Genomic DNA, 25,299 nt, shown 5'->3' on the forward strand with positions numbered 1-25,299 from the left:
TCTATGGGCAGTATATTTATTCCTTGTTGTCACTAAACTCGGGTAGAATCTTCGTTCCCAATTTTGCGGTTAGCTTCAGCCTTTAGTTAGCTGCGTTTATTAACTTTATACTTTTCAAGGCGTCAAACATGAGTGAATATCTTTTTACTTCGGAATCCGTTTCCGAAGGTCATCCAGACAAGCTGGCCGATCAAGTTTCAGATAGCATCCTCGATGCAATTCTCGCCCAAGATCCGACCGCACGTGTGGCTGCGGAAACCCTGGCAAATACTGGTTTGATTGTGTTGGCTGGTGAGATTACAACCACAGCGAATGTGGATTACATCAAAGTGGCCCGGGATGCGGTCAAACGTATCGGCTACGACAACACCGATTACGGCATTGATTACAAGGGTTGTGCTGTGCTTGTCGCTTATGACAAACAATCCCCTGACATTGCCCAAGGCGTGGATAATGCGAATGATGATCCGCTGGATCAGGGTGCCGGTGACCAGGGCCTGATGTTCGGCTATGCTGTGAACGAAACGCCACAATTAATGCCGTTGCCGATCTGGCTAAGCCACCGCGTGATGGAGCGTCAGTCACAATTACGTAAGGATGGCCGCTTGCCATGGTTGCGCCCAGACGCCAAATCACAAGTCACGATTCAGTATGTGGATGGCAAGCCGCACAAGATTGATACGGTGCTGGTGTCTACCCAACATGCGCCAGATATGACACTAGACGCAATCCGTGAAGCAGTCATTGAAGAAATTATCAAGCCAACTTTACCTGCAGAGCTGATCAAAGGCGAGATCAAGTATCTTGTGAACCCGACTGGCCGTTTTGTGATTGGTGGCCCGCAAGGTGATTGTGGTCTGACCGGCCGTAAAATTATTGTGGACACCTATGGTGGTGCTGCACCCCATGGCGGCGGTGCTTTCTCTGGCAAAGACCCTTCCAAAGTTGACCGCTCAGCGGCTTATGCGGGTCGTTATGTCGCCAAAAATATTGTGGCTGCAGGCTTGGCAGATAAGTGTCTGGTACAGGTCAGCTATGCGATTGGCGTGGCGCAACCGACCTCCATCATGGTCGAGACTTATGGCACTGGCAAGGTATCAGATGAACGTTTGACACAATTGGTGCGCGAGCATTTTGACTTGCGTCCAAAAGGCATTGTTAAAATGTTGGACCTGTTGCGGCCCATTTACAGCAAAACAGCAGCCTATGGTCACTTTGGCCGTGATGAACCTGAGTTCAGCTGGGAAAATACAGACAAGGCAGCCGCACTGCGTGCGGCGGCAGGCTTGTAAAAAAACATTCACGTAAAAGTAATTTTGAAGAGGGCATTATGCCCTCTTTTTTTATGGCTTTTTGACCTGGATCAATTGTAAAATTGTTAGCAGTTGTATGGGGGTTGTAAACGGGATGCTTAAAACAATTACAGTAAAGGACGTGCGCCTAGGCATGTACATTCATGAGCTCAAGGGGCCGTGGATGGATCATCCATTTTGGCGCAGCAAGTTTGTGCTCAAGGACCCCGAAGACTTGCAAAAACTCCTTGCCAGCCGCATCCAAGAGGTGGTGATTGATGTCAGCCAAGGCTTGGATGTTGCCAAGCCCAGAAAAACCTTGTCCGAACCTGCTCCTCAGCCAGCCTTGTCTGATAAGGAGCTGGTCATGCTTGAGTTGGATGGGCCTGCACCCTCTCCGCCGCCAGCTTCCCCGGATCCGAATAGACACAAGCCGACCACGATTGAGGCTGAGCGAGAGCAAGCGGTTAAGATCATTGCGTCTTCGCGCAAAGCCATTAACTCAATGTTTCAGGACTTACGCCTGGGTAAAGCGATAGAGGCGGAAGCAGTGATGCCCATCGTGGAGGAGATTTCTGATTCTGTCACACGTAATTCGCATGCGCTGATTAGTCTGGTGCGGCTAAAAACAGTCGATGATTATACGTATATGCACTCGGTGGCGGTATGCGCACTGATGGCGGCCCTGGCAAAAGAGCTCAAGCTTTCTGATGCAGAAATCCGTAAAGCCGGATTGGCCGGATTGATGCATGATATGGGCAAGGCCGCGATTCCCTTGGATATTTTGAATAAACCTGGTGCGCTCTCTGACCAGGAGTTTGATATCGTCCGCCAGCATCCGCAGTTGGGCTATGATATGTTGCTTAAAGCCAATGTTGCCGATGAAGTCACGCTAGATGTTTGTTTGCATCATCATGAAAAAGTGGATGGCAGTGGCTATCCCAAACGATTGTCTGGCGACAGTATCAGTATTTTTGCCAAGATGGGCGCTATTTGTGATGTGTATGACGCTGTCACCTCAACCCGCTCCTATAAACCGGCTTGGGAACCAGGCATGGCACTTAAGCGTATGGCCAGCTGGGCGGGGCATTTTGATCCGGTGATTTTTAAGGCCTTTGTTAAGAGTTTGGGCATTTATCCGGTGGGGACGGTGGTGATGTTGAAGTCCGGTCGCTTGGCCGTTGTGGTCAGGCAATCGCCTGAGAGTTTACTCAAGCCGGTCGTGAAGGTATTTTTTTCCACAAAATCCAAAACGCGTATTCCCGTGGTTGAGTTGGATTTATCCAAGGGAATGGATGAGATTGTCGGGAACGAATCCGCGGCAGCCTGGGGCGTAGACAACATTGATCATTTATGGGCTAATCATTAGTTGTATCCATCGCAGCAACAATAAATAAAGGGAGCTAAGCTCCCTTTATTTATTCTGCGTCGGTCTTTTTAGTGCGTCTACTGGTCGTTGCCTTGGCCGTGGTCTTTTTGGCGGGCGCTTTTTTAGCAGTCGTTTTTTTGCCGGTTTTGGTACCGCCGTCTTTTGCTGCCTTTTCGGCCAATAACTCTAGTGCTTGTTCAACGGTTAACTCTTCGGGCGTCACGCTCTTGGGCAACGTGGCGCGTACACCATTGTGCTGTACGTAGGGCCCATAACGTCCTGAGAAGACTTCAATGCGGCCCTCTCCCGAAGGATGTGCACCCAAATCAGCTAGCGGGGCTGGGCCACTGGCCGCAGCCAATAGCGCAACGGCGCCTTCCAGTGAGATGCTGAATACACTTTCGGTCTTTGGGATGGATTTGAATTTGCCATCGTGATTCACATATGGCCCAAAGCGCCCAATGTTGGCGACGATTTTTTTACCGGTTTCCGGATGCGTACCTAAGTCGCGAGGCAGGCTGAGCAGCATGTGCGCCGTATCAATATTGATCTGGCTCAGTGGGATTTCTTTAGGGATGCTGACGCGTTTTGGTTTTTTCTTTTCGCCTTCCACAGGCTGACCTACCTGCAAATAGGGGCCATAAGGGCCGTTCATCAGGTAAATGTCTTTTTGGGTTTCCGTGTCCTGACCGATGACGACGGGTTCGGCGGCGGCATTGGTTTCACCATCCAGGCTGCGCTTATAATCACACTTGGGGGTCGCGTTATAACCGGTACAGCCGATAAAGCTGCCATAGCGGCTCAGTTGTTTCTGCAATTGGCGGCCACATTTAGGGCATTGCTCATCTATCAGTTCATTGCCGGGACGCTCGACATCCGCCTTGACCTGAATCTGTTGGTTGAAGCCCTGCCAGAATTTGTCCATGACCGGCACCCAGTCCAGGTTGCCCTCGGCGATTTCATCGAGCTCGTTTTCGAGTTTGGCGGTAAAGTCATAATCCACATACTGGGTAAAGTGTTCGGTCAAAAACTTGTTGACCACCCGGCCCACGTCAGTCGGGGTGAAGCGCTTTTTATCCAGCACGACATATTCGCGGTCTTGCAGCGTGGAGATAATGCTGGCGTAGGTGGAAGGGCGGCCGATGCCATATTCTTCGAGAGCCTTCACCAGGCTCGCCTCTGAATAGCGTGGTGGCGGTTCGGTAAAGTGTTGTTCGCCATAAATACGCTCTACGTTGAGCACTTCACCAGTTTCCAGGTGCGGCAACTTGGCTTCCGCATCTTCGTCGTCTTTGTCGTCGTCCTTGCCTTCCATATACACGGCAATAAAGCCAGGGAAGACCAGCGTTTGCCCACTGGCTCGGAACAGGTTGGCCTCGGAGCCGACTGCCAGATCAACGCTGACTGCGTCATACTTGGCTTGGGTCATTTGGCAAGCCAGGGTGCGCTTCCAAATCATTTCATACAGTTTAAACTGTTCGTCATTCAGGTATTGACGCACACTGGCTGGCGTCCGTGTAATATCGGTTGGGCGGATGGCCTCGTGCGCTTCTTGCGCATTTTTGGCCTTGGTTTTGTACATGATGGGCGCTTTGGGCAGGTAGTCTGCATCAAAGTGCTTTTTCACGTAGTCACGGATCTGCATCACCGCTTCCGTGGCTAAACTAAACGAGTCAGTACGCATGTAGGTAATCAAACCGACCGTGCCGCTACCGACGTCTATCCCTTCATACAGTTGTTGCGCAATCCGCATGGCGCGGCTGGTCGTGAAGCCCAGTTTGCGTACAGCTTCCTGTTGCAGGGTGGAGGTCGTAAATGGTGCCGCAGGACTGCGGCTGCGTTGTTTTTTCTCAACGCGGGTCACCGTGGTTTTGCCTGCCGAGGCCAACAACAGTTTGCCGACAATGTCAGCCTGCTGGTCGTGATTGGTGACCGTGAATTGCTCTACTTTCTGGCCATTGAGTTGCACCAGTTTGGCATCAAACCCATGCGCATGCTTGAGCGCACTCATATGGATGCTCCAGTATTCCTGACTGGTAAACGCCTCGATTTCGAGCTCGCGTTCAACAATCAGACGCAAGGCCGGGCTTTGTACACGCCCTGCAGACAGGCCGCGGCGGATTTTTTTCCACAACAAAGGCGATAAATTAAACCCAACCAGATAATCCAGCGCACGGCGGGCTTGCTGCGCATTGACCAGGTCCATGGAAATATCGCGCGGATGGTCGATGGCATGCTTGACAGCGGTTTGTGTAATCTCGTTAAACTCTACCCGCTTAAGCAGTTTGTTTTTGATGAGTTTTTTCTCATTGAGAATCTCGGCAATATGCCAGGAGATGGCTTCGCCTTCGCGGTCCGGGTCGGTGGCCAGATAAATGCTGTCAGCACTTTTAACCGCTTTGGCAATCGCATCTACATGCTTGCTGTTGCGGTCTATGATGTCGTACTTCATGGCAAACTGCTGGGCCGGATCGACTGCGCCATTTTTCGGAATCAGGTCTCTTACATGCCCGTAAGAGGCCAAGACCTCAAAGTCGCCGCCCAAATACTTTTTTAGGGTTTTGGCTTTGGAAGGGGATTCTACAATCAGCAGTTTGGACATTGCGTAGTCTGTTTAAGCGTTGGCTAGATAATAGCAAGCGTTGCAACGGCTAGACAACCTTCCATGCAAGAAAGTGCCGTTTTATACGCTTGCCATCCTCAAAAGTTGTTTTATTCTTCAGTGGTCACCGCAACTGGAAACGGTTTGCGCGCAAAAGCAATGTGTTTTTCGTCCTGCGTGGCAATGGTGAGCGCCATCTCGTTGCTCGAAAATTTCTCATGATCAAACATCGGATCTTCATCCTCTTCCTTGGCTTGGCTCAAATGCTTGAAGTCATATAAGTCAAAATCTGCCAAATGGGAGGGTTCCACATTGCCAATGGCGCGGAAAATATTATTGATACGCCCGGGTTGCTCACGCTCCCAGTTGTTGAGCATGTCTTTTACTTTTTGACGTTGCAGGTTTTCCTGGCTGCCACATAAGTCACACGGAATAATCGGGAATTGCATCCCACGTGCATAGGAAGCAATGTCTTTCTCGGCGCAATAGGCCAGCGGGCGGATCACCATGAATTCGCCACGGTTAGTCGCCAGCTTGGGCGGCATGGCTTTCATTTTTGCGCCATAAAACATATTGAGGAACAAAGTCTGCACGATGTCATCGCGGTGATGGCCTAAGGCAATTTTGTTGGCGCCTAGCTGTTGGGCTGTCGTGTAAATAATGCCGCGGCGCAAGCGTGAACAGAGGCTGCACGTGGTTTTGCCTTCAGGAATTTTTTCCTTGACGATGGAATAGGTGTCGGCTTCGACAATGCGGTACTCTACGCCCAGCTTCTCAAAGTAGGTCGGTAGAATATCGGCTGGAAAGCCAGGTTGCTTCTGGTCGAGGTTCATCGCAATCAGTTTGAAGTTGATTGGTGCTCGCTCTTGCAGCGCCAGCAAAATCATCAGCATGGCATGGCTATCTTTACCGCCACTCATGCATACCAGCACGGTATCGCCATCCTCAATCATGTTGTAATCACCAATGGCTTTACCGGTGGCACTAATCAACTGGTTGCGCAGTTTTAAAAAATTCTGGCTGACATCGTCAGGATAATGTTTGATCTTCATAGGCGCGCATTATAGCGGAAAGCGGCGCTTTAAAATGGTAAGTGTTTGATTATTTGAGGTGATTTTGTTTTATTCCAGCGTAACATCCGCATCGCATCGCGTGTCTGCGGCAATCCAGCGCCTGAATAATCTGCTTGCCACAGGATTGAGCCGGGCTGGCAGCCAGCTTAAAAACTGCGCTGGCGCACTGACCATGCCGCAAAAATAACGTTTTTCCACCTCACTCCAAGTCAGGGCGCGACACGGCGTTTGGTGCGGCCAGAGCAAGGTGAGGCTGACCGGGCAGGGCTCAGCAGCACAACACACCCCGCAGCCGTTACAATTGGCACCTAATGCTGGTTTGCTTGGCGCGGCTGCGTGAATGGTGATTGTTTGCTCTTTTATCCGCATGGCTGAGTTACATACTTAAATGCCGGCCGCCATCCACAGCCAGCACATGCCCGGTGATGAAGGGAGCGTCATAGACTAAAAATTTGACCGCTTTGGCAATGTCAACGGGCTCGCCGGTGCGTTTGAGCAAGGTCTGGTTAATCACCTGCTGGCGGTAAGCTTCATCAAATTCCTGATTGTCTTCAGGCCATAAAACCGGCCCAGGGGCGACAGCATTGACGCGTACATTCGGCGCCAGCTCCTGCGCCAGTGATTTGGTCAGGCTGACCAAACCGGCTTTTGCCGCGCTGTAAACGATATAGTGTTTTTTGGGGCGTTCAATGTGCATGTCCGTAATGTTCACGATACAGCCCCGGCTGGCATACAGCGCATCGGCGGCTGCCTGGCTCAAAAACAGCGGTGCCTTGAGATTGCTACCGGTCAGTTCTTCCCATTGCTGTTCATCTATATTACCCAGTGCGGTGGGGTAGTAGCTTGACGCATTGTTAATCAGCACATCCAGCCGGCCGTAGGTCTCTAGTGTGGCATGGATCAGTTTGGGGAGTTGCGCCGTCTGCAATAAGTCCGCTTGCATAATCGCGAGGCTATCCGCCCGCGTGTGGTTGAGTTCACGCTGCAGTGCTTCGGCTTCGGCGCGGCTGGTGTTGTAGTGCAGCATGACGTCGGCCCCTTGCTGGTGCAAGGTGCGTGTGATCGCTGCGCCTACCCGCTTGGCACCGCCGGTAATCAATACGACTTTATTATTGGGGCTGAATTTCACGGTGTACTCTTTTCTAAACGGCTCACATTATAATGATTGAATGACTGTTCAACCCATTTCTTCCCGCCTGCCTGTGCCGGATGTGCATATGCAAGCGCACAGTGACGCCCTGCATCAGCAGATCAAAACACACATCGAGCAACAGGGCGGCTGGATCTCCTTTGCGGATTACATGCAGCAGGCCTTGTATACGCCGCACCTCGGATATTACAGCGGCGGCGGTAATAAGTTCGGCGTCGGTGGTGATTTTGTGACTGCACCCCAAATTTCGCCTTTGTTTGCGCAAGCCATGGCGAATCAACTCGCCCCTGTGTTAGCGGAAACGGGCGGAGCGATTCTAGAGCTGGGAGCAGGTACCGGAAAATTGGCGCACGGTTTGCTGCACGCACTGCATGCCCAGCAGCAGTTGCCACACTACTATATCTTAGAGGTGAGTGCCAACTTACGGATGCGCCAGCAACAATATTTGCAAAAAGACTTACCGGCCGCGCTTTATGCGCGTGTGCAATGGCTGGAAACATTGCCTGAACGTTTTACTGGCGTGGTGGTTGGCAATGAAGTGCTGGATGCGATCCCGGTGCAATTGGTGCAGTGGCAGGGTGGTCACTGGTGGGAACGCGGGGTGGGCTATGAAAATGGCTTTGTATGGCAAACACGCGCTTTGCAAAGCAGCGCCTGCGTTGCACATATTGATGTTAGCCAATTGCCTGAGGGCTATCTGACAGAAGTGAATCCTGCGGCACAAGCGCTGGTTGCCAGTCTTGCCGATCGCTTGCAGCAAGGGTTGATTCTGTTTCCTGATTACGGCTTTAGTGCCCGCGAGTACTACCATCCGCAACGCAACCAGGGCACCTTGATGTGCCATTACCAGCACTATGCGCAGGATAACCCTTTCATCTATCCTGGCTTGCAAGACATTACCGCCCATGTCGATTTTACTGCCATGGCCGAAACGGCCCTGGCGCATGGGCTTGATTGTGCCGGGTATACCAACCAAGCCCAGTTTTTGATCAATTGCAGCATTCTGCGATTGCTGCAGCAGGTCAACCCAGAAGACAGTGCCCATTATTTGCCGCAAGTGGCTGCCGTACAAAAGCTGCTGTCACCTGCCGAAATGGGGGAATTATTCAAGGTGTTGGCTTTGAGTAAGGGAATATCGTTGCCCCTGATAGGGTTCATGCAAGGGGATAAACGACATCAGCTTTGAATGACGGGCTGGTTGCAAGAACGAAAGTTTGAATGATAGGCGTTGTCCATTATTGAGGGCGTCGCTCTTAATTATGGTGGATTGCAGGCGCAAACTATTGCTGTGAGTGAGAAATCACAGACTGCAAAAATCACAAAATTAAAACTATCTGCTCAAGTATAATGCGGCCCATGAATGAATTAGATCAAAACCTTCCGATTGATGAAGCACCGTATCAACGCCGTATCCGTAGTTTTGTGCTGCGCCAGGGCCGGTTGACCAAGGGGCAGGAGCGGGCGTTGCAGACGGCCTGGCCGCAATTTGGCATTGAATATACGCCGCAACCGCTTGACCTGAACCAGGCATTCGCGCGTAGCGAGAGCAAAAAAATCCTTGAGATCGGCTTTGGCATGGGGGATGCGACGGCAAAAATTGCACAAACTTTGCCTGATTGCGACTTTCTGGCGGTGGAAGTGCATACGCCTGGTGTCGGCAGCCTGCTCAAATTAATGCAAGAAGGGGATATCCAGAATATCCGTATTATTCAGCATGATGCCGTTGAAGTATTGCAACACATGTTGGCAGATGGCGCGTTGGATGGGGTACACATTTTCTTTCCTGATCCGTGGCACAAAAAGCGCCATCATAAACGTCGCTTGATCCAGGCTGAATTTGTAAATTTATTGTGCTCAAAATTGAAAGCGGGCGCTTACATTCACGTGGCCACGGATTGGCAAGAATATGCTGAGTGGGTGCTTGAGGTGTTGCGTGCGGAGCCGCAATTGCAAAATACTGCGGTAGAGTATGCCGAGAAGCCGTCCTACCGCCCACTCACCAAGTTTGAAAATCGCGGCCTTAAACTAGGCCATGGGGTGTGGGATCTGGTATTCAAACGCATCTAGGATTAGCCGCGGCAACAAACACAGGCAGGCGTATCGCCTGCCTTTTTTATGCTCTGCCCGGGTTTATTCGTCTGCTGGCGGGTTCGCTTCAGCTGCTGATTCTCCACTGAAAAACCATTCGCCCAGCACTTTTTCGGCTTCATCCACCCCTTGCTTTTTCAGGCTGGAGAATAGCTGCACGGTAATGGCATTGCCCCAATTGGCCTGGAGCTCTTTGCGGACTTTGTTTAAAGTAATGGTGGATTCGCTACGGGACAATTTGTCACTTTTGGTCAGCAATACGTGCACCGGTTTGCCACTGGGGCAAAACCAATCCAGCATTTGGCGGTCTAGTGGCGTGAGCGGGTGTCGGCTGTCCATCACCAATACCAGGCCGGCCAGGCTGCTGCGTTCGCTCAGGTAGCGTGACAGCACGTTTTGCCAATGCATGCGCATGGCTTCCGGTACCTTGGCGTACCCGTAGCCAGGCAGGTCAACCAAATGTTTGTCATCGCCTAAGGTGAAAAAATTAATCAGTTGGGTGCGGCCGGGCTGCTTACTCACAAACGCCAGCCGGTTGTGGTTGGCCAAGGTGTTCAGTGCACTCGATTTTCCGGCATTCGACCGGCCAGCAAATGCCACCTCAATGCCACTGGCAGGCGGCAGGTCCCGCAGGTGGTGTGCGGAAAGGTGAAAGCGGGCATTTTGGAAAACAGGCATGGTGGTGTTGAGCTGACTCAAGATTTGTGGACTATTCAGGCTTGCATGCTATCACGAACAGGCTTTGTTTGATAAAATGCTGCAGAATAAAAACGTTGGGGCATTCAGATATGTTAAAGAGTTTTAAAGCGGGATTGTTTTTATTGCTGGCAACCGGATTGCAGCCTGTTTTTGCTGAGGAAGCGGCCCCTGCGGCGGCGGCACCAGCAGCGGCGCCAGCGGTGAATGGACCTGAAAAAATTGTGCAAAACGTCTGTGCGGCTTGTCATGGCGCGGATGGTAACAGTGTGATCACCACCAATCCTAAACTGGCGGGACAACACCCTGAGTATCTGGTGAAGCAGTTGACCAATTTTAAAGAAGGTACCCGCGCCAACGCGGTAATGTCAGGTATGGCAGGTGCGTTAAGCCAGGAAGACATGGAAGGCTTGGCCAAATACTTTTCCAACCAAAGCATCAAGCTCAATAAAGCGAAAAGTAATGGTAAGGGCTCACTGGGTGAAAAGATTTATCGTGGCGGGATTGCTGCCACGCAAGTGCCAGCCTGTGCGGCGTGCCACGGTGCGACTGGCGCTGGCTTACCCAAGCAGTTCCCTCGCCTGGCTGGGCAGCATGCAGATTACACCTTGCAGCAGCTGCGCACTTTCCGTACGGGTGAGCGTGCGAATGCGCCGATGATGATGACCATCGCTGGCAAAATGAGCGATGCAGAAATGCAAGCAGTTGCAGACTATATTCAAGGTTTGCGTTAATTTTTGACTGCTCAAAAAAGGTGGCTTTGGCCACCTTTTTTACTGTCGCCGTATGCAACCTTTGTTATTTTGTGTCGTCCACAACAGCGAGCCTTGCGTTAAGCTGACGAGTAGCTAACGTCCCACTTTATCTATCTTTTTGAAGAGAACGATTTGAAATCACCCGTTTCATTTTCTCAGCGTGTTTATGAGTTGCTCAGCTCCATGCGTTTTGCCGTGAGCTTGTTAACGCTGTTGGGGATTGCGTCGATTATTGGCACGGTGCTCAAGCAGAATGAGCCCTATACCAATTACATCGTCAAGTTTGGCCAGTTCTGGTTTGAATTGTTCGAATTGCTGGGCTTGCTGGATGTTTATCATGCGGCCTGGTTCTTGGTGATTTTACTGTTCTTGGTGATTTCAACCACCCTCTGTGTGCTGCGGAATACACCACTCATGCTCAAGGAGTGGAAAACCTATAAAGAGCATGCGACTGAAAAATCCTTGCGTTTATTTGAGCACCAGGCCAGCCTGGCGACCGCCTCAGCAGCGCCGGCCTTACAGTCACAGTTGTCCGGTTGGTTAACGGCAGAGCGTTACACGTTCAAAGCCACACCACAAAATAATGGCGACGTGTTAATTGCCGCCAAACTGGGGACACATCAGCGACTCGGTTATATTTTCACTCATGCCGCGATTGTGGTGATTTGTTTTGGCGGGCTGCTGGATGGCAATTTGCCATTCAAGGTTCAGGAGTTACTGGGGTATAAAAAAGTCGAAACGCGCGATATCCCCTCGCGCCAAGTGCCTGCCGAGAGCCGGTTGGGTGTAGGTAACCTGTCTTTCCGTGCCAATATGACCTTGCCTGAAGGCGAGCGTGATAATGTGTCTTTTTTGCGGGTGCGCGATGGCTATCTCGTCCAAGAATTACCGTTTACCGTCATGCTCAAGGACTTCCGTATCGAGCATTACCCGACCGGAATGCCTAAGTCCTTTGAAAGCGATATCCGCATTATCGATCCAGACCTGAAGCAACCGATTGACGCCACGGTCAGAGTGAATCATCCTTTTATTTACAAAGGCATTGCGATTTACCAGTCTGACTTTCAGGATGGCGGCTCGCAGCTCAAATTCAAACTGTGGGATTTGGCAGCAAACCAGCCCGATGGCTTTGACGTCGATGGCGTGATCTTGCAAAAAGGCTCGCTGGGTGAAGGTGCGCAAAAGCTGACCGTTGAGTTCAATGAGTTCAGGCAGTTTAATATCCTCAATCTCTCTGCAGACGGTAAAGGCAAGCCGCACAATGTGGGGCCGAATACCACCTTTAAACTGCGTAATGCCAGCGGCCAGGCGCGCGAGTATGTCAATTATATGCAGCCTCTGATGCTGGATGGCCGTGCTTACTTTGTCTCTGGCATGCGTGAAACGGTGCAGGAAGACTTCAAGTATTTGCGGATCCCGGCAGATGACGAAATGGAAATCACCGGCTTTATGCGTTTGCGTCAAACCTTGCGCGATGACAAGTCGATTCAGGCGATTGCGCAGCAGGTGGCCGCGCAAATGCCGGGCAACAACCCAACATTAAGAGCTCAGTTTGAACAAAGCTTGCAGCAATTGCTGCAGACCTTTAAGCGCGGCGGTTACACTGAGTTGTCACGAATTATTGAAAGTGCTGTGCCCAAAGACCAGCGCGAGCAGGCTGCGCAAACTTACCTCAAGTTATTAAACCGTGCAGCGATGCAGGCGTATCAAATGAGCCGTGAACAACGTCATTTAGCCCCCATCGCTGAGGACCAAGCAAGTGCCATTTTTATTCAGGATAGCCTGAATGCGATGAATGACTTATTCTTTTATGGCACGCCGTATTATTTTCAGCTTAAGAATTACACACTTAAACAAGCCAGTGGTTTCCAGTTAACGCGCTCACCTGGGCAGAATTGGGTGTACCTGGGCTCGGTGATGTTGGTGCTTGGCATCTTTGCCATGTTTTATATTAAGGAACGTCGCTTGTGGTTATTGATCAAACCCGCACAGCACGAAGTTCTGGTGGCCATGTCGTCTAACCGTAAAAATATGGATTTGGATCAGGACTTTGCGCGCGTGCGCCAGCAGCTTTCAACGCTGTTGCAAGCACCTTCAGCATAATGCGTCATTGAATCGGGGAATAAGATGAATTCGTCAACATTATCTAAGCCAGTGTCATTCTGGCAGTCGTTAAGCAAGTTTGATTGGGTATATGCCATTCTCCTGCTGGCAGGGGCTGTCTTTTCGTATCAGCGCTATGCAGGCTTCATGGATATCTATGAGGTCAGCTTTTTGTTTGGTGCGGTGGCGGTATTCAGTTATTTAGGTTGGCGCTGGTCAGCCATTGCGCGCCTGGTGTTGGGTGTGGCGGTGTTGAGCTTGATCGGTGTCTATGTTTATCAAGGCGACTTGAATAATGGCGGTCAGCGCTTTTGGCTCAAATTTCTATTGGCCAGCCAGTCTGCCATTATGTGGATGAATGTGCTGTTTGTGTTGGCCATGCTCACTTATTGGCTGGCCATGTTCCAGAAATCAGAATTCACCGCAAAAGTGGCCTCTGCCCTGACTTGGGCAGCAACTTTATTTGGGTTTGTTGGCCTGATGGTGCGTTGGTATGAGTCCTACCTGATTGCACCCGATATCGGGCATATTCCGATCAGTAATTTATATGAAGTCTTTATCCTGTTTTGCCTGATCACGGCCCTACTGTACTTGCATTATGAGCAGTTGTTTAAAACACGCCAGCTAGGCGGGTTCGTGCTGGTGGTGATTAATGCCGCGGTGGGCTTTATTCTCTGGTACACCTTTGACCGGCATGCTAACGAAATTCAGCCTCTGGTGCCGGCTTTGCAAAGCTACTGGATGAAGATCCATGTTCCGGCCAATTTTATTGGCTATGGCGCTTTCTCGCTGGCGGCCATGGTTGCCGGCGCTTATCTGCTGGCTAAGCGAGGCATTCTGGCAAGCCGGTTGCCCGCGCCACATGTGCTGGATGATTTGATGTACAAGGCGATTGCGGTGGGTTTTGCCTTTTTCACGATTGCGACGATTTTAGGTGCAATGTGGGCTGCAGAGGCTTGGGGCGGCTACTGGTCATGGGATCCTAAAGAGACTTGGGCGCTGATTGTCTGGTTGAATTATGCGGCATGGTTGCATTTGCGCCTCATGAAAGGCTTGCGTGGCAGCATGCTGGCCTGGTGGGCGTTGGTGGGGCTGCTGGTGACAACGTTTGCATTTTTGGGTGTGAATATGTTTTTGAGTGGCTTGCACTCTTACGGTACGCTCTGATTAGCGCCAGTCATCAAAACGGGCAGATGTGTAAACATCTGCCCGTTTTTTTTGTACCCCTCTTGTTTTATTTGTTAAATATATTTAATTGATGTTAAAGTTGATTCTGCGCAGCGCGAGATTCATAGGCCTGCGCAGCAACGCCTTAGGACATGCTTTTAAAAACGAATTTAAGCTATCAGGAGGATTTAACATGAAAACACAACAAGGGTTTACATTAATTGAATTGGCGATTGTGCTGGTAATCGCCGGATTGCTTTTGGCGGGGGTGATGCGAGGGCAGGAGCTCATTGCAAATGCCAAGGTAAAAAGTCTGGCCAGTGACTTCAGGAATGTCCCAACTTACTTTTATGGATACCAAGACCGCTTTCGTGTGTTACCAGGAGATGATCATGCGGCGGATATTCATGTCAACGGCACCAATGCCAGTACTAATGGGCAGTTGCAAAATGGCTTGATTCAGGGAGACTGGGATTCCAAGACCGCGACTGATGAATCGTTTTTAATCTGGCAACATTTGCGCTTGGCAGGGTTGGCGACTGGATCGACGGATACTACCAGTGCGCAGTATGCCCCGCGGAATAGTGAAGGTGGTCAAGTGGGTGTCAGCAGCGTGGCAGCGTTAACGGCGGTATCGGCAGGGGCTTTTAACAGCGCACACGCCATGTGTTCTGATGCGATTTTAGGGCGATATGCGGCGCAATTAGACACCATGCTTGATGATGGAGTCGGCAATACCGGAGCTATGCGCGTGGTGGTGAATGGTACGCCCAGTGCCGGTGTTGCAGCACCAGTAGCGGCTACGCCTTATTTAGTTTGCATGAGTTTTTAGTGTAGAATACAACACATTGCTGATACAAAAAGCCTGGTTTCTCAGGCTTTTTGTGTTATGTAGGATACATACATCATTTCAATTTGAATCTGTTTTAGAATAAGAGCCGATTTACAACTCCCACTTCCTATGGCGAACGCAATTGTAGAAATTCAAGACCTGTCTTTCGGTTATAAAGGCCGATTGTTGCATAAAGGCATCAACATGACGTTCCCCAAGGGTAAGGTGGTTGCCATCATGGGTGGCAGTGGGAGCGGCAAGACTACCTTATTGCGATTGATTGGCGGCCAATTAAAGCCAACCAAAGGTCAGGTGCAGGTGGCTGGTGAGGTGGTGCACCAGCAGGACAGAGAAGGCATTTACCGCTTGCGCCGGAAAATGGGCATGTTATTCCAACATGGCGCGTTATTCACCGATTTATCCGTCTACGAAAATGTCGCCTTTCCCATGCGTGAACATACCAGTTTGCCCGAAAGCATGATTCGCGACCTAGTGCTGATGAAGTTGAATGCGGTCGGTTTGCGTGGTGCGCATGCGTTAATGCCCACAGAATTGTCGGGCGGGATGGCTAGGCGCGTCGCACTGGCTCGCGCAATTGCACTGGACCCGAGCATTATCATGTATGACGAACCATTTGCCGGACTCGACCCGATTTCCATGGCGGTGATTTGCGACTTGATCCGCAGTCTGAACGATGTGCTGGGCGCGACCTCTATCATCGTCACGCATGATGTTGAAGAAACTTTCCAGTTTGCAGACTACGTTTATTTTGTCGCTGACGGCGTGGTGGCTGCTGAAGGGTCACCTGATGACTTGCGCCGGTCAGAGTTGCCATTTGTACATCAATTTGTCCATGGTGAAAAAGATGGTCCGGTTCCCTTCCATTACGCAGCACCTGAGTATCATGCCAGTTTGTTAAGAGGGGCGCGTTAATGATCGTACATAAAATTAAGCGTCTGCTGACTAAACTGGGAGCGGGTTTTATCAATAAAATCTGGCGTTTGGGTGCCGGTGGGCGCTTGTTGTGGCTAACGCTGATTTCATCCGGTGAGAGTTTCCGTCGTTTTCGCCTCACTATCCGCGAAGTTTATTTTACTGGCGTCCTCTCGCTGATCATTATTCTGGTCTCTGCTTTTTTTGTCGGGATGGTGCTTGCCTTGCAGGGCTATAACACGCTGCAAAAATATGGCTCGTCGGAGGCGATTGGCGTCTTGGTTGCCTTGGCCCTGGTGCGTGAACTGGGCCCGGTGGTCACCGCCTTGTTATTTGCCGGGCGTGCCGGTACAGCCATTACCGCTGAAATCGGCTTGATGAAAGCGACAGAGCAACTTTCTGCCATGGAAATGATGGCAGTCAGTCCCATCGCACGTGTTATTGCCCCACGGTTTTGGGCGGGCGTCATCGCCATGCCGGTCTTGGCTGCGTTGTTCTCGATGGTAGGTATTTTGGGCGGCTATTTGGTGGCTGTGCCGCTGATTGGCGTCGATGCCGGCGCATTCTGGTCACAGATGCAAGCCAATGTCGATTGGCAATTCGACATCCTGAACGGCGTGCTGAAGAGCCTGGTGTTTGGTGTCGCTTGTACCATGATTGCCTTGTTTGAAGGCTATGATGCGCCACCGACTGCTGAAGGCGTGAGCCGTGCGACCACGCGGACAGTGGTGACCTCATCGCTGGCAGTATTGGGCCTGGATTTTATATTAACCTCGTTCATGATCGCGGTTTAGTCAGACGGCGTACGAGATATTTGCGGGAGTAGCAATGGAAAGAACAACAATTGATTTATGGGTGGGGATATTTGTGGCGCTGGGGTTGGCAGCGTTGCTGGGGTTGGCCATGAAGGTGGGCAACCTGACGACCAGCAATATCGGCCAGACTTATACAGTGACTGCAAACTTTGAAAATATTGGTGGGTTGAAACCACGCGCGCCTGTCAAAAGTGCCGGGGTTGTGGTGGGGCGAGTCAACGATATTGTGTTTGATCCCAAAACTTATGAAGCGGTTGTGAGTCTGAACATTGACACGCGTTATGCTTTTCCTAAGGATACCTTTGCCAATATTTATACTGCTGGCTTGCTCGGCGAGCAATATATTGGCCTAGAGGCTGGTGGTGACGAAGTGAACCTGAAGAATGGCGACAAGATTACCCAGACACAAGACGCGGTTGTTCTGGAAAAACTGATTAGCCAGTTTTTGTATAGCAAGGCGACAGAAGGCGACAATGCAAATAAAACGGCAGCGGCATCAACCGAAACCACGGGAGATGCGTTAGATGCCAGTCCACTGGATAAAGTGGGCAAATAATTCAAACGATATAAAGGGATAGCGATGAAAAAATGGTGGATGGCAGTAGCCATGTGGCTGGTCAGTGGTGTAGCGCTGGCGGCAATGGCACCAGATCAACTGGTAAAAAAGACTGCCGATGATGTGATTGAAGTCATCAAGAGCGATAAGGATATTCAAGCAGGAAACCAGCAAAAGATTTTCAGCCTGGCCGAAGAAAAAATCTTGCCTAACTTTGATTTTGAGAAGGTCTCACGGCTGGTGCTGGGTAAAAACTGGACCAATGCAACGCCTGAACAAAAAACGGCTTTCCAGGCGGAATTCAAGACCTTGTTGTTACGTACCTATGCAACTGCTTTGTCCAAATACAAAAATCAGGTGATTGAATACAAACCTTTCCGCATGGAGCCAAATGCTGATACGGCATCGGTTAAAACTGCGATTCAGCAGCCAGGTGGTGATCCGATTGCGGTTGACTACACCTTGGGTAAAAAAGGCGATGAGTGGAAAGTCTTTGATATCGTGATTGAAGGTGTGAGCCTCGTCACTAACTACCGCAGCCAATTTGCGCAGGAAATTCGCCAAAATGGCCTGGATAGCCTGACGAAAAAATTAGCGGACAAGAACAAGGCGGCGACAGGCAAATAATTGCCTGATAGATACTGGGAGAAATCAGTGGCTCAAGTAACGCAACAGCAGAATACCTTGCACTTCAGTGGCAATTTACTGATTAATAACATCAGTGAAACGCTGGCTGATGTGCAAAAGTTGCACCTAGAACCGCCATTGACCTTGGATTTTTCCCAAGTGAACGAAGTGGATACGGTGGCCGTGAGCATGATTCTTGAAATACAGCGGCAACTCAAGCATGCGCATGAACAAGCGGGAGCCGTATCCGTGGTCGGGGTGCCAGACAATCTGCGAAGTTTAATGCAGTTATATGGTGTAGATGGATTCTTGTTGAATTAACTCTGCATATAGTCTAACAGCCCCAGCTCTGACGAGGTGGGGTTTCGTTTTTTGGGGATAGCGAAAGGAACTGCGTGGCTGCAGCCATAGAAATCACAGGTGTTACCAAGCGTTTTGGTCAGTTTGAAGCCTTAAAAGGCGTGGATTTGCAAATTGAACAAGGCGAGTTTTTTGCGCTCCTTGGCCCGAACGGCGCCGGAAAATCTACCTTGATCAACTTGATGGCGGGCTTGTTGCAACCGACCAGCGGCAGCATCCGGATTATGGGGCATGACGTGCAGTCCGATTATCAGCGTGCGCGTAATGCCTTGGGGGTGGTGCCGCAAGAGCTGGTGTTTGATCCGTTTTTTAATGTGCGTGAAATGTTGCGTTTTCAAGCGGGTTATTTTGGACATGGGCCCGAGAATGATGCCTGGGTCGATGAAATCATCGAAGGCTTGGGGCTCACCGATAAAGCGTACACCAATATGCGCAAATTATCGGGCGGCATGAAGCGGCGTGCCTTGATTGCACAGGCCCTGGCGCATAAACCCCCTGTGATTGTATTGGATGAGCCTACTGCAGGGGTCGATGTCGAGCTGCGGCAAATGCTGTGGGCTTTTATTCAAAAGCTGAATCAGCAAGGGCACACCATTATTTTAACCACGCACTACCTGGAAGAGGCAGAAACACTGTGTGAGCGAGTGGCGATGATGAAACAGGGCCGGATTGTGGCGCTGGATAGCACGCGTGCCTTGCTTAAGAGTCATGCCGCCAAGCAATTGTCATTGCGGCTGTCTTCGGCGTTGCCGGCGTCACTCCAGCCACTACTAAAGCAGCAAAATGGTGAGGAATGTATCTTGGCGATTGCTGAGTTGCCCCAAGTGGAAAGTGTGCTGACCACATTGCGTCAAGCAGGCGTAGAGGTGTTGGATATGCAGCTGCAAGAAGCGGATTTGGAAGATGTCTTTCTTAACTTGGTGGGGAATCAGCAAGGAGATCGCGCATGAAGTGGCTGAATCCTTTTTTCTGGCTGGACGACAAAATCAGCCCGCAACGGCGGGGCGTTTATACCCTATTTAAAAAGGAATTGCTGCGTTTTTGGCGTGTGGCATTTCAAACCATCGCTTCGCCCATCCTGACAGCGTTGTTATACCTGCTGATTTTTTCGCATGTGCTGGAGTCGCATGTGAAAGTCTACGATCAGGTGAGTTATACCGCTTTTCTGGTGCCCGGCCTGATGATGATGTCATTGTTGCAAAATGCATTTGCCAACAGCTCTTCCAGCCTGATTCAGTCCAAGGTCATGGGTAATATCGTCTTTTTGTTGCTGACACCGTTGACGACATTGGAGTTTTTTACCGCCTTCCTGGCGGCTTCCATGATCCGTGGTTTGCTGGTGGGACTCAGTATTTATCTGGTGGCGCTTTGCTTTGTTTCGGTGCCCACCGTGCACCCGGGCTGGATAATCACCTTTGCGTTTTGTGGCAGTGCATTACTGGGAACCTTTGGTGTCATTGCCGGGATCTGGGCGGACAAGTTTGACCAGATGGCAGCGTTCCAGAACTTCGTCATCATGCCGCTGACATTCCTATCCGGGGTATTTTATTCGATTCACTCGTTGCCACCTTTCTGGCAGGCGGTTTCGCAATTGAATCCGTTTTTTTACATGATAGATGGCTTTCGCTATGGCTTTTTTGGCCAGGGCGATGTTTCGCCATGGCTGAGCCTCGCAGTGGTGGTCAGCTTCTTGCTCGGATTAGCGTGGCTATGCCTAAAGATGTTAAAATCCGGTTATAAATTACGCAGTTAGCGTGTCATGTGACTGGCAGCTTGAAACTGCATTTTCCAGAGTAAGAGAGGTTTTGTGTTAACAGCAGCGCAATTAGAAGCATATATCCTGAGTGGTTTGGCGTGCGATTACCTGAAAGTGAATGGCGATGATGGGACGCATTTTGATGCGGTGATCGTGAGCCCGGCCTTTGAAGGCAAGCGCATGGTTCAGCAGCACCAACTGGTCTATGCTGCGTTGGGTGACCGCATGCGCGCTGAAATTCATGCGTTATCTATGCAAACCTATACCCCGGCGCAATGGCAGCAAATGCAGGCCTGATACGCAAATAATACAATTGGAGTGATGAATGATGGATGTACAAGCAAAAATCAAAGAGACAGTGAGCAACAACAAAGTGGTGTTGTATATGAAAGGCAGCCCCAAATTTCCACAATGTGGTTTTTCTAGTGTGGCTGCACAAATCCTCAATGCCTGTGGGGCCGAGTTTGTTGCTGTAGATGTGTTGCAGGATATGGACATTCGCGAAGGTATCAAACAGTATGCCAACTGGCCAACGATTCCACAGCTCTATGTGGACGGTGAGTTTATTGGTGGTGCGGACATCATGCGCAGTATGTACCAAAGTGGTGAATTGCAAGAACTGTTGGCGAAAGCGTAATTTTGGACAAACTGATTATTGAAGGCGGCGTGCCTTTGCACGGCGAAGTCGTCGTGTCCGGCGCCAAAAACGCAGCGCTGCCGATTTTGTGCGCAGGATTGCTGGCGGAGACACCCTTTACCCTGACCGGTGTGCCCGAGTTACGCGATGTGGCCTCTACCCTGAAGTTACTGGACACCATGGGCGTCAAGGTCAGCAAACAGGCTGACCAAGTGACGCTGGATGCCAGTGATGTCGCTTCGTTTGAGGCGACCTACGAGATGGTCAAAACCATGCGCGCCTCAATCCTGGTGCTGGGCCCGTTGCTGGCCCGTTTTGGCACGGCACGCGTGTCACTGCCTGGCGGTTGTGCGATTGGGTCAAGACCGGTCGATTTGCATATCAAGGGCCTGCAAGCCATGGGGGCTGCCATGCATATCACGCATGGTTACATCCAGGCCAGCACCTTGCACTTACCTAACCGTCGCTTGCAGGGCGCTAAATATTACATGGACTTGGTCACCGTAACCGGCACAGAAAATCTGATGATGGCTGCTGCACTCGCTCAAGGCACGACAGTGCTAGAGAATGCTGCCAAAGAGCCGGAAGTAGTTGATTTGGCGGAATGCCTGAATAAAATGGGTGCCAAAATCAAAGGCGCAGGCACAGACACCATTACCATCGAAGGCGTGGAGCGTTTGCTCGGTGCGCAGCACCATATTGTATGTGACCGTATTGAGGCGGGCACCTATATGGTGGCTGCAGCGATGACCGGTGGTGAAGTGACCTTGAAGAATGCGCGGCCTGATTTGCTTGAAGCGGTCATAGAGAAACTGCGCGAAGCTGGCGCACAAATTAGCCATGACGCGAATAGCATTACGGTGAAAAGTGATGGCAAGCTAAAAGCGGTCAATGTACGTACCGCACCACACCCGGCGTTTCCTACCGATATGCAGGCGCAGTTTATGGCGATGAATACGGTGGCAGAGGGCGTGTCTACCGTGATCGAAACCATTTTTGAAAACCGCTTTATGCATGTGCAAGAGTTGCAGCGCATGGGGGCCAATATTGATGTGCAGGGCAATACTGCACTGGTCAAAGGTGTTTCCGTGCTGGAAGGTGCGAACGTCATGGCTACCGATTTGCGCGCGTCTGCTGGTTTGGTGCTGGCAGGCTTGGTGGCGGAAGGTGAGACTGTGATCGACCGGATTTACCATCTTGATCGCGGCTACGAAAAGCTCGAAGAAAAATTGAATCAACTGGGCGCCAAAGTGCGCAGATCGAACTAAACATGATTACTATCGCACTCAGCAAGGGGCGTATTTTTGAGGAGACCACGCCATTGTTGGCCGCAGCAGGCATCCATGCGCTAGAGGATCCTGAGTCTTCACGTAAATTGATCTTGCCAACGAATCGCGAAGATGTGCGGCTGGTGATCGTCCGTGCCACAGATGTACCTACCTATGTTCAATACGGTGCAGCTGACTTGGGAATTGCCGGTAAAGATGTGCTGGATGAACATGGTGGTGAGGGCTTGTACCAGCCGCTGGACTTGAATATTGCGCGCTGCAAAATGATGGTGGCTGTACGGGATGACTTCGATTATGAAGCCAGTATCCGCCAAGGTGCGCGCCTCAAGGTGGTGACCAAGTATGTAAAAACGGCACGCGAGCATTTTGCCGCCAAGGGAATGCATGTGGATTTGATCAAGCTGTATGGCTCCATGGAGTTGGGCCCATTGGTCGGGTTGGCCGATGCCATTGTCGATTTGGTCAGTACGGGCGGAACTTTACGCGCCAACAAGCTCAAAGCTGTAGAAGAGATTGGTGCCATCAGTTCGCGTCTGGTGGTCAACCAGGCTTCTTATAAAGTGAACCGGCCTTTGTTGCAGCCGATTGTTGATAGCTTTGCGGGCGCGGTCCGCAAGGATTAATGTTTATAAAATGATGAAGATTAAACGCTTAAATACACAGGATCAGGACTTTAATGCGGAGTTAAAGGCATTACTGGCTTTTGAGACCGCACAAGATGACAGCATAGACCAAGTTGTTGCCAATATTCTCAAAGACGTCAAGGCGCGTGGCGATGCCGCCGTGCTTGAGTACACCAACCGTTTTGATAAAACCAATGCAAGTAGTCTTGCAGCATTGGAAATTCCACAAGCAGAACTGCAAGCAGCATTAACTGGCCTGCCTGCCGCGCAGCGGGAAGCCTTGCAAGCGGCGGCTGCACGAGTGCGTAGCTACCACGAAAAGCAGGTGATGCAGTCCTGGCAATATACCGAAGCAGATGGTACCTTGCTTGGTCAACAAGTCACTGCGCTGGATCGCGTTGGTTTGTATGTGCCTGGCGGCAAGGCAGCCTATCCTTCGTCTGTGTTGATGAATGCCATTCCTGCCAAAGTGGCGGGTGTGCAAGAGCTGGTGATGGTGGTGCCTACGCCAAATGGTGAGAAAAATCCCTTGGTGCTTGCCGCCGCCGCGGTTTGTGGGGTGGACAGGGTATTCTGTATTGGCGGAGCCCAGGCGGTGGGTGCGCTGGCATATGGTACCGAAACCGTGCCGCAGGTAGACAAGATTGTGGGGCCAGGCAATGCTTATGTCGCCGCCGCCAAGCGCCGGGTGTTTGGTGTGGTTGGCATAGACATGGTGGCTGGTCCATCTGAGATTCTGGTCATTAGCGATGGCAAGAGCAATCCCGATTGGACAGCGATGGATTTGTTCAGCCAGGCTGAGCACGATGAGTTGGCGCAGGCGATCTTGTTGTCTCCAAGTGCGGCGTTCCTGGATCAGGTGCAAGAGAGTATTGCCCGCCAGGTGGTTGATATGCCGCGTCAGGACATTATCCGCACTTCTCTGCAAAATCGCGGCGCACTGATACAGGTAAAAGACCTGGCTGAAGCCGCTGAGATTTGTAACTATATCGCGCCGGAACATCTGGAATTATCTATGGAGGATGCGCTGGCTTTTAGTAAGCAGATCAAGCATGCCGGGGCGATTTTTATGGGGCGCGATACTTGTGAGGCGCTTGGTGATTACTGCGCGGGTCCTAACCACGTATTACCGACTTCACGGACTGCGCGCTTCAGTTCGCCACTGGGCGTCTATGACTTTCAGAAGCGTTCCAGCCTGATTATGGTGTCTTCTGCCGGAGCGCAAACATTGGGCAAAATTGCTGCGACGCTGGCATATGGCGAAGGCCTGCAGGCGCATGCGCGTAGCGCTGAGTATCGCCTGAAATAAGAGGGAGCCATGAGTCAATATTGGAGCAAGATTGTTCATGAGCTGACCCCTTATGTGCCGGGTGAGCAGCCCAAGTTGCAAAATCTGGTCAAGCTGAATACCAATGAAAACCCTTATGGGCCTAGCCCCAAGGTGATTGCGGCTTTACAGGCTGAGGCGGCAGACAGTTTACGCCTGTATCCAGATCCTGACTCCAGTCGCTTGAAGGCGGCGTTGGCTGAGTATCATGGCGTGCAGTCAAATCAGGTGTTTGTTGGCAACGGTTCGGATGAAGTGTTGGCGCATGTGTTTCAGGCATTGCTCAAGCATGATTTGCCACTATTGTTCCCGGATATTAGCTACAGTTTCTATCCGGTCTATTGCGGTTTGTACGGCATCCGCTTTGAGACCACTCCGCTCAATGCACAGTTTGAAATTGCCATTGACGATTACTTGCGTCCAAACGGCGGGATTATTTTTCCGAATCCCAATGCACCGACCGGGATTCCGCTGCCCTTGCGTGAAATCGAGCGTTTGCTGCAGCACAATACACAGTCTGTGGTTGTGGTGGATGAAGCCTATGTGGATTTTGGTACCGAGTCGGCTGTGCAACTGATTGCACGCTATCCCAATTTGCTGGTGACGCACACTTATTCAAAATCACGCTCATTAGCTGGGTTGCGGGTGGGTTACGCCTTGGGCAACGCGACACTGATTGAAGCATTAATCCGGGTCAAAGATAGTTTTAATTCTTATCCGGTGGACCGTTTTGCTGAGGCGGGGGCAATTGCTGCCTTGGCGGATGAAGCTTACTTTCAACAGACCCGTCAGCAGGTGATTGCTTCGCGTGAGCAATTGGTGCAGTCGTTGCAAGGGCTGGGATTTGAGGTGTTACCCTCGGGCGCAAATTTCATTTTTGCCCGTCATCCCGATTATGCCGGAGAGCAGCTGGCAACCGGCTTGCGCGAACGTGCCGTGATCGTCCGTCATTTCAAAAAACCAGCCAGGATTTCTGAGTTTTTACGCATTACGATTGGGAACGAGCCGCAAAATCAGGCCTTGATAGCGGCGATCCGTGAGTTGCTGCGTGCTTGATGTTGCTAAAAGCGCGAGATTTGACCTAAATTAGCGGCGAATCGCTGGTAATTGATAGCCATCGCCTGTAAAAAAAATCCAGCGAATATTGTCATTGTGTGGCAAATCCGGTTATGATGCACGCTATTGTACATAATGTGCAGTGACGGTTGCGTTTGCATAATTGCTGCGCATAGATTCATTGGATTGAAAA

The 25,299-nt window shown here is 50.9% G+C and carries 26 protein-coding genes; 21 read left to right on the forward strand and 5 right to left on the reverse strand.

The genetic code is table 11. From position 1 onward, the window contains the following. The first annotated feature begins 128 nt into the window (after window positions 1-128). Window positions 129-1,292 carry a methionine adenosyltransferase gene (metK, locus tag ACIDF8_RS00765; protein ID WP_412008749.1) on the forward strand — a complete coding sequence of 388 codons (1,164 nt, stop codon included), beginning with the start codon at window positions 129-131 and terminating at the stop codon, window positions 1,290-1,292. Window positions 1,293-1,407: 115 nt separating this feature from the next. Continuing rightward, on the forward strand, window positions 1,408-2,661 hold the full coding sequence (locus ACIDF8_RS00770; protein ID WP_412008750.1) for an HD-GYP domain-containing protein: 1,254 nt from the start codon (window positions 1,408-1,410) through the stop codon (window positions 2,659-2,661). 49 nt (window positions 2,662-2,710) lie between these two features. On the opposite strand, the gene topA is transcribed toward ACIDF8_RS00770, so the two are convergent. The 4 genes from topA to ACIDF8_RS00790 all read right to left on the reverse strand — a co-directional run bounded on the left by topA (window position 2,711) and on the right by ACIDF8_RS00790 (window position 7,465). After that, entirely contained in the window at window positions 2,711-5,263 is a 2,553-nt protein-coding gene (gene topA, locus ACIDF8_RS00775; RefSeq protein WP_412008751.1) for a type I DNA topoisomerase, read from the reverse strand. Between the two features lie 110 nt (window positions 5,264-5,373). Then, window positions 5,374-6,315, reverse strand: coding sequence for a tRNA 2-thiocytidine(32) synthetase TtcA (gene ttcA / locus ACIDF8_RS00780; RefSeq protein WP_412008752.1), 942 nt, complete (start codon window positions 6,313-6,315; stop codon window positions 5,374-5,376). Between the two features lie 69 nt (window positions 6,316-6,384). Further along, entirely contained in the window at window positions 6,385-6,705 is a 321-nt protein-coding gene (locus ACIDF8_RS00785; RefSeq protein WP_412008753.1) for a hypothetical protein, read from the reverse strand. Between the two features lie 7 nt (window positions 6,706-6,712). After that, a complete protein-coding gene (locus ACIDF8_RS00790) occupies window positions 6,713-7,465 on the reverse strand; it encodes a pteridine reductase (RefSeq protein WP_412008754.1) in 753 nt (250 codons plus the stop codon). A gap of 40 nt (window positions 7,466-7,505) precedes the next feature. On the opposite strand from ACIDF8_RS00790, the gene ACIDF8_RS00795 reads away from it, so the two are divergent. Together ACIDF8_RS00795 and trmB are read left to right on the forward strand one after the other, a co-directional pair. Next, window positions 7,506-8,672: a class I SAM-dependent methyltransferase gene (locus ACIDF8_RS00795; RefSeq protein WP_412008755.1), complete on the forward strand. Its 1,167-nt coding sequence runs from the start codon at window positions 7,506-7,508 to the stop codon at window positions 8,670-8,672. A 161-nt stretch (window positions 8,673-8,833) separates the two neighbouring features. Next, entirely contained in the window at window positions 8,834-9,553 is a 720-nt protein-coding gene (trmB, locus tag ACIDF8_RS00800) for a tRNA (guanosine(46)-N7)-methyltransferase TrmB (RefSeq protein ID WP_412008756.1), read from the forward strand. Window positions 9,554-9,616: 63 nt separating this feature from the next. Here the strand turns inward: trmB and yihA are convergent, their stop codons facing one another. After that, window positions 9,617-10,252 (reverse strand): ribosome biogenesis GTP-binding protein YihA/YsxC, encoded by a 636-nt coding sequence (gene yihA / locus ACIDF8_RS00805; protein ID WP_412009624.1) that lies wholly within the window; start codon window positions 10,250-10,252, stop codon window positions 9,617-9,619. A 110-nt stretch (window positions 10,253-10,362) separates the two neighbouring features. On the opposite strand from yihA, the gene ACIDF8_RS00810 reads away from it, so the two are divergent. The 17 genes from ACIDF8_RS00810 (at window position 10,363) to hisC (ending at window position 25,106) form a co-directional block, all read left to right on the forward strand. Beyond that, complete coding sequence (locus ACIDF8_RS00810; protein WP_412008757.1) at window positions 10,363-11,004, forward strand: c-type cytochrome; 642 nt, start codon at window positions 10,363-10,365, stop codon at window positions 11,002-11,004. A gap of 204 nt (window positions 11,005-11,208) precedes the next feature. Next, a complete protein-coding gene (locus ACIDF8_RS00815) occupies window positions 11,209-13,128 on the forward strand; it encodes a cytochrome c biogenesis protein ResB (RefSeq protein ID WP_412009625.1) in 1,920 nt (639 codons plus the stop codon). Between the two features lie 24 nt (window positions 13,129-13,152). After that, window positions 13,153-14,295, forward strand: a complete 1,143-nt coding sequence (gene ccsB / locus ACIDF8_RS00820; protein ID WP_412008758.1) for a c-type cytochrome biogenesis protein CcsB — start codon at window positions 13,153-13,155, stop codon at window positions 14,293-14,295. 193 nt (window positions 14,296-14,488) lie between these two features. Then, window positions 14,489-15,127 (forward strand): type II secretion system protein, encoded by a 639-nt coding sequence (locus ACIDF8_RS00825; protein ID WP_412008759.1) that lies wholly within the window; start codon window positions 14,489-14,491, stop codon window positions 15,125-15,127. A 129-nt stretch (window positions 15,128-15,256) separates the two neighbouring features. After that, on the forward strand, window positions 15,257-16,060 hold the full coding sequence (locus ACIDF8_RS00830) for an ABC transporter ATP-binding protein (RefSeq protein WP_412008760.1): 804 nt from the start codon (window positions 15,257-15,259) through the stop codon (window positions 16,058-16,060). Next, window positions 16,060-16,854 carry a lipid asymmetry maintenance ABC transporter permease subunit MlaE gene (gene mlaE, locus ACIDF8_RS00835; protein WP_412008761.1) on the forward strand — a complete coding sequence of 265 codons (795 nt, stop codon included), beginning with the start codon at window positions 16,060-16,062 and terminating at the stop codon, window positions 16,852-16,854. The genes ACIDF8_RS00830 and mlaE overlap by 1 nt, the downstream gene beginning before the upstream one ends. 34 nt (window positions 16,855-16,888) lie before the next feature. After that, the gene (gene mlaD / locus ACIDF8_RS00840; protein ID WP_412008762.1) at window positions 16,889-17,431 is read left to right on the forward strand and encodes an outer membrane lipid asymmetry maintenance protein MlaD; all 543 of its coding nucleotides are present in this window, start codon (window positions 16,889-16,891) and stop codon (window positions 17,429-17,431) included. 24 nt (window positions 17,432-17,455) lie between these two features. Next, window positions 17,456-18,058, forward strand: a complete 603-nt coding sequence (locus tag ACIDF8_RS00845) for an MlaC/ttg2D family ABC transporter substrate-binding protein (RefSeq protein WP_412008763.1) — start codon at window positions 17,456-17,458, stop codon at window positions 18,056-18,058. A gap of 27 nt (window positions 18,059-18,085) precedes the next feature. Then, entirely contained in the window at window positions 18,086-18,379 is a 294-nt protein-coding gene (locus ACIDF8_RS00850) for an STAS domain-containing protein (RefSeq protein WP_412008764.1), read from the forward strand. 74 nt (window positions 18,380-18,453) lie between these two features. Continuing rightward, entirely contained in the window at window positions 18,454-19,368 is a 915-nt protein-coding gene (locus tag ACIDF8_RS00855; protein ID WP_412008765.1) for an ABC transporter ATP-binding protein, read from the forward strand. After that, on the forward strand, window positions 19,365-20,171 hold the full coding sequence (locus tag ACIDF8_RS00860; RefSeq protein WP_412008766.1) for an ABC transporter permease: 807 nt from the start codon (window positions 19,365-19,367) through the stop codon (window positions 20,169-20,171). The genes ACIDF8_RS00855 and ACIDF8_RS00860 overlap by 4 nt, the downstream gene beginning before the upstream one ends. 54 nt (window positions 20,172-20,225) lie before the next feature. After that, on the forward strand, window positions 20,226-20,471 hold the full coding sequence (locus ACIDF8_RS00865) for a BolA family protein (protein ID WP_412008767.1): 246 nt from the start codon (window positions 20,226-20,228) through the stop codon (window positions 20,469-20,471). A 31-nt stretch (window positions 20,472-20,502) separates the two neighbouring features. Continuing rightward, window positions 20,503-20,811, forward strand: coding sequence for a Grx4 family monothiol glutaredoxin (gene grxD, locus ACIDF8_RS00870; protein WP_412009626.1), 309 nt, complete (start codon window positions 20,503-20,505; stop codon window positions 20,809-20,811). A 2-nt stretch (window positions 20,812-20,813) separates the two neighbouring features. Next, on the forward strand, window positions 20,814-22,079 hold the full coding sequence (murA, locus tag ACIDF8_RS00875; protein WP_412008768.1) for a UDP-N-acetylglucosamine 1-carboxyvinyltransferase: 1,266 nt from the start codon (window positions 20,814-20,816) through the stop codon (window positions 22,077-22,079). A gap of 2 nt (window positions 22,080-22,081) precedes the next feature. Then, window positions 22,082-22,723 (forward strand): ATP phosphoribosyltransferase, encoded by a 642-nt coding sequence (hisG, locus tag ACIDF8_RS00880; RefSeq protein ID WP_412008769.1) that lies wholly within the window; start codon window positions 22,082-22,084, stop codon window positions 22,721-22,723. A 13-nt stretch (window positions 22,724-22,736) separates the two neighbouring features. Continuing rightward, complete coding sequence (gene hisD, locus ACIDF8_RS00885) at window positions 22,737-24,032, forward strand: histidinol dehydrogenase (RefSeq protein ID WP_412009627.1); 1,296 nt, start codon at window positions 22,737-22,739, stop codon at window positions 24,030-24,032. 9 nt (window positions 24,033-24,041) lie between these two features. Next, window positions 24,042-25,106: a histidinol-phosphate transaminase gene (gene hisC / locus ACIDF8_RS00890; protein ID WP_412008770.1), complete on the forward strand. Its 1,065-nt coding sequence runs from the start codon at window positions 24,042-24,044 to the stop codon at window positions 25,104-25,106. Window positions 25,107-25,299: the final 193 nt, after the last annotated feature.

It is taken from the genome of Methylophilus sp. 3sh_L, from assembly GCF_046766015.1.
In the GTDB taxonomy this organism is placed as follows: domain Bacteria; phylum Pseudomonadota; class Gammaproteobacteria; order Burkholderiales; family Methylophilaceae; genus Methylophilus.